We start from the raw sequence: 2,352 nt of genomic DNA on the forward strand, positions 1-2,352 counted from the left end.
CTAGTCGAGCTATCGTGTTTTTGAATGAAACGATCAAAAGTTGCGATGATTTACCTTCATAGAGCCGCCAAGCTGAGTGAATCGAAAGGGATTCAAGTGCACCGGTGACTTGGGCGATGCTTACGCGGGTCGTCGCCATCAACATTGGAACGGGCATTCTTGGGAGTGGTGCGACTGCCCAGCCTAGGTGCCGGTCTGGGGCAACCGGAGATTACCGGTAACCGAACTGGCGTCCCCGGGACTGTCCTATCCAATCTATAGTGGCCTAGAAATCCTGGTTGATCCTATTGGGAACTGCCGGGGAAATGCATATAAATGACGTTGGTGGGGATCCATCAGACCACTGGTGTGGTTTCGGGCCGTCGCTGCCTGGCTTGTGATGCGATCGAACCAGTGGCCGGCGACGAACCGATTTGGCCGCGGCGCTGCTCTCGATGTGCGCACATCGTTCCACAAGCGGCGGGGATTCCGATGTTCGCCCCCGAGCTTGTGAATACCGCCAGCGGATTTGATTCCGATGCATTCGACACGTTTGCCCAATTCGAGGCCGGGCATCTCTGGTTTGTCGCCCGCAACAGCTTGATCGTCGATTTGGTGGATCGATTCTATCCACGAGCGCGCTCATTCATGGAAATAGGCTGTGGGATTGGCTTCGTGCTGTGGGTGATTGCAGGATCCCGGGAGCCTGGTCGGGTCCGAATTGCACCCTGCAGGGCTTGTGCATGCGAGGAAATATTCTGCCGTCGAAGGTGGAATGTGTCCAAATCGATACGTGACCTTCCAGCGGAGGGGCTCTTCGATCTCACCGGCGCATTCGATGTAGTGGAGCACATTGCGGACGATGAGGCGCTTCTGAAAAACCCACGAGCCGCCTTAGAAAAGCGGAGGCGGAATGATCGTCACCGTGCCGCAGCCTCCGTGGCGATGGAGCCGTGCGGACGAGATTGTTCACCTCCGATATCGCCGAGGCGAGTTGGAAAGGCTGCGTAGCAACGGCTTCGAACTCTGTTTTCATCGTCTTTCACTTCATTGCTCTTACCCTGGCGATGGCCAGCCGCCTGAAGCCCGGAAAGGCGAGCGCGATTGAAGACGTTTACGAGTTCAAGCTAAGTCCGGTCATCAACCCGCTGTTTCGCGGAATACTCGAAGCGAGGTTCGGATGACGCTCGCGGGCGTCCGCTGGCTTGCAGGAGGCAGTCGGGTTGTAGTTGGACGTGCAGTCCAAATTTGCTTCGGCTCGGAAGTGCGATCAGAGATCGTGATCAACAGGACAGATGATTTCGATACGAGGCGCGAGGGTGCATGGCGGCAGCTCCAACGCGAAGGTGCTTGGGCTGAGAACGTAGTTCAGTCGCCGGCATTCGTGGCGAGGCCAACAACAAAGGTACAGGGAACACGTGCGTAGTCCTCGCGGATGATCATCCGCACTTTTTCAAAAGCATCAGAAAGGATGGCGCGATATCCCTCCTCGCTGCGGACGAAATCGCCCCGATCGTTGTCGAGCATCCATTTAGCGAATGCGCGCTGTCCAGACCGATAGCACGGCTCGAGCACAAAGAGCGTCCCGCCCGGGCGCAGGACAGTTCGGATGCTTCGGAGCAACTCCTTGAGGGAGTCGTCCGCGATATGATGCATGACGCCCATCATAGTAACACAATCCGCACCGGCAAACTCCAACGCGACAGCCTCGTCGAACAGTCGGCACTGGAAGGTCCCGCGATCGCTGAACTTTCTCCTTGCGTGATAAATGTAGGCCTGATCGATGTCGAAACCGATGTATGTGATGCCGCGCGGCAGATGCTCAACTATGTAGCCAGGACCGCAGCCGATATCGATGACACGATCACCGGCCTTGAGGGGCAGATATTCTGCGATGGACTTCACCCGTGCGCCGAAGAAACCACCGACATTTTGATATGCTTGATACAGTGCGGGGAATCGTAAAAGTTGTTTCATGGGCGCGTTACAACAGTTCGTATGGACGAGGCCTTGCCTGGACGCCGCGCGCGCTTTCTTGAATTTCCGCCATCAACGGTCGATTACGTTGTTATTGTCAGGGACTTAGTCGCCTTTCTTGCGCATCTATAGCTAGACGCAACGTATGCGCCATGTCTACTACCAGCGCTAGTAATTGATCTTGATGACAGAAACATGCGAAGCATCGAGGCCGACGCATGACTTCCCTTGATGGAATCGGTGCATGATCGTCGGTCAAAACGGGCTACTCGGTAAATAGATCAGGCGATCGGGGCCGAGTATCTCGTCTCTTCCGTGAACCGTCTCGGCTTCAGGTTCATCCCCCTCCTAGTGTCCTGTCCCGCAAATAGCTGGCATTAATTTCTGCATCGTTCT

At 55.7% G+C, this 2,352-nt stretch carries 2 protein-coding genes; one reads left to right on the top strand and one right to left on the bottom strand.

Annotated elements, in window-relative coordinates; all coding sequences use genetic code 11:
• The first annotated feature begins 944 nt into the window (after positions 1 to 944).
• Positions 945 to 1,163, top strand: coding sequence for a hypothetical protein (locus H8A95_RS42580; RefSeq protein WP_229188391.1), 219 nt, complete (start codon positions 945 to 947; stop codon positions 1,161 to 1,163).
• Positions 1,164 to 1,347: 184 nt separating this feature from the next.
• Here the strand turns inward: H8A95_RS42580 and H8A95_RS42585 are convergent, their stop codons facing one another.
• On the bottom strand, positions 1,348 to 1,956 hold the full coding sequence (locus tag H8A95_RS42585) for a class I SAM-dependent methyltransferase (RefSeq protein ID WP_229188392.1): 609 nt from the start codon (positions 1,954 to 1,956) through the stop codon (positions 1,348 to 1,350).
• Positions 1,957 to 2,352 lie beyond the last annotated feature (396 nt).

Origin of the sequence: Bradyrhizobium oropedii, assembly GCF_020889685.1 — a bacterium.
GTDB lineage: Bacteria > Pseudomonadota > Alphaproteobacteria > Rhizobiales > Xanthobacteraceae > Bradyrhizobium > Bradyrhizobium oropedii.

Bases quoted from the DNA above. Each gene is read 5' to 3' on its own strand.
- H8A95_RS42585 (WP_229188392.1), bottom strand. From the start codon at position 1,956: ATGAAACAACTTTTACGATTCCCCGCACTGTATCAAGCATATCAAAAT.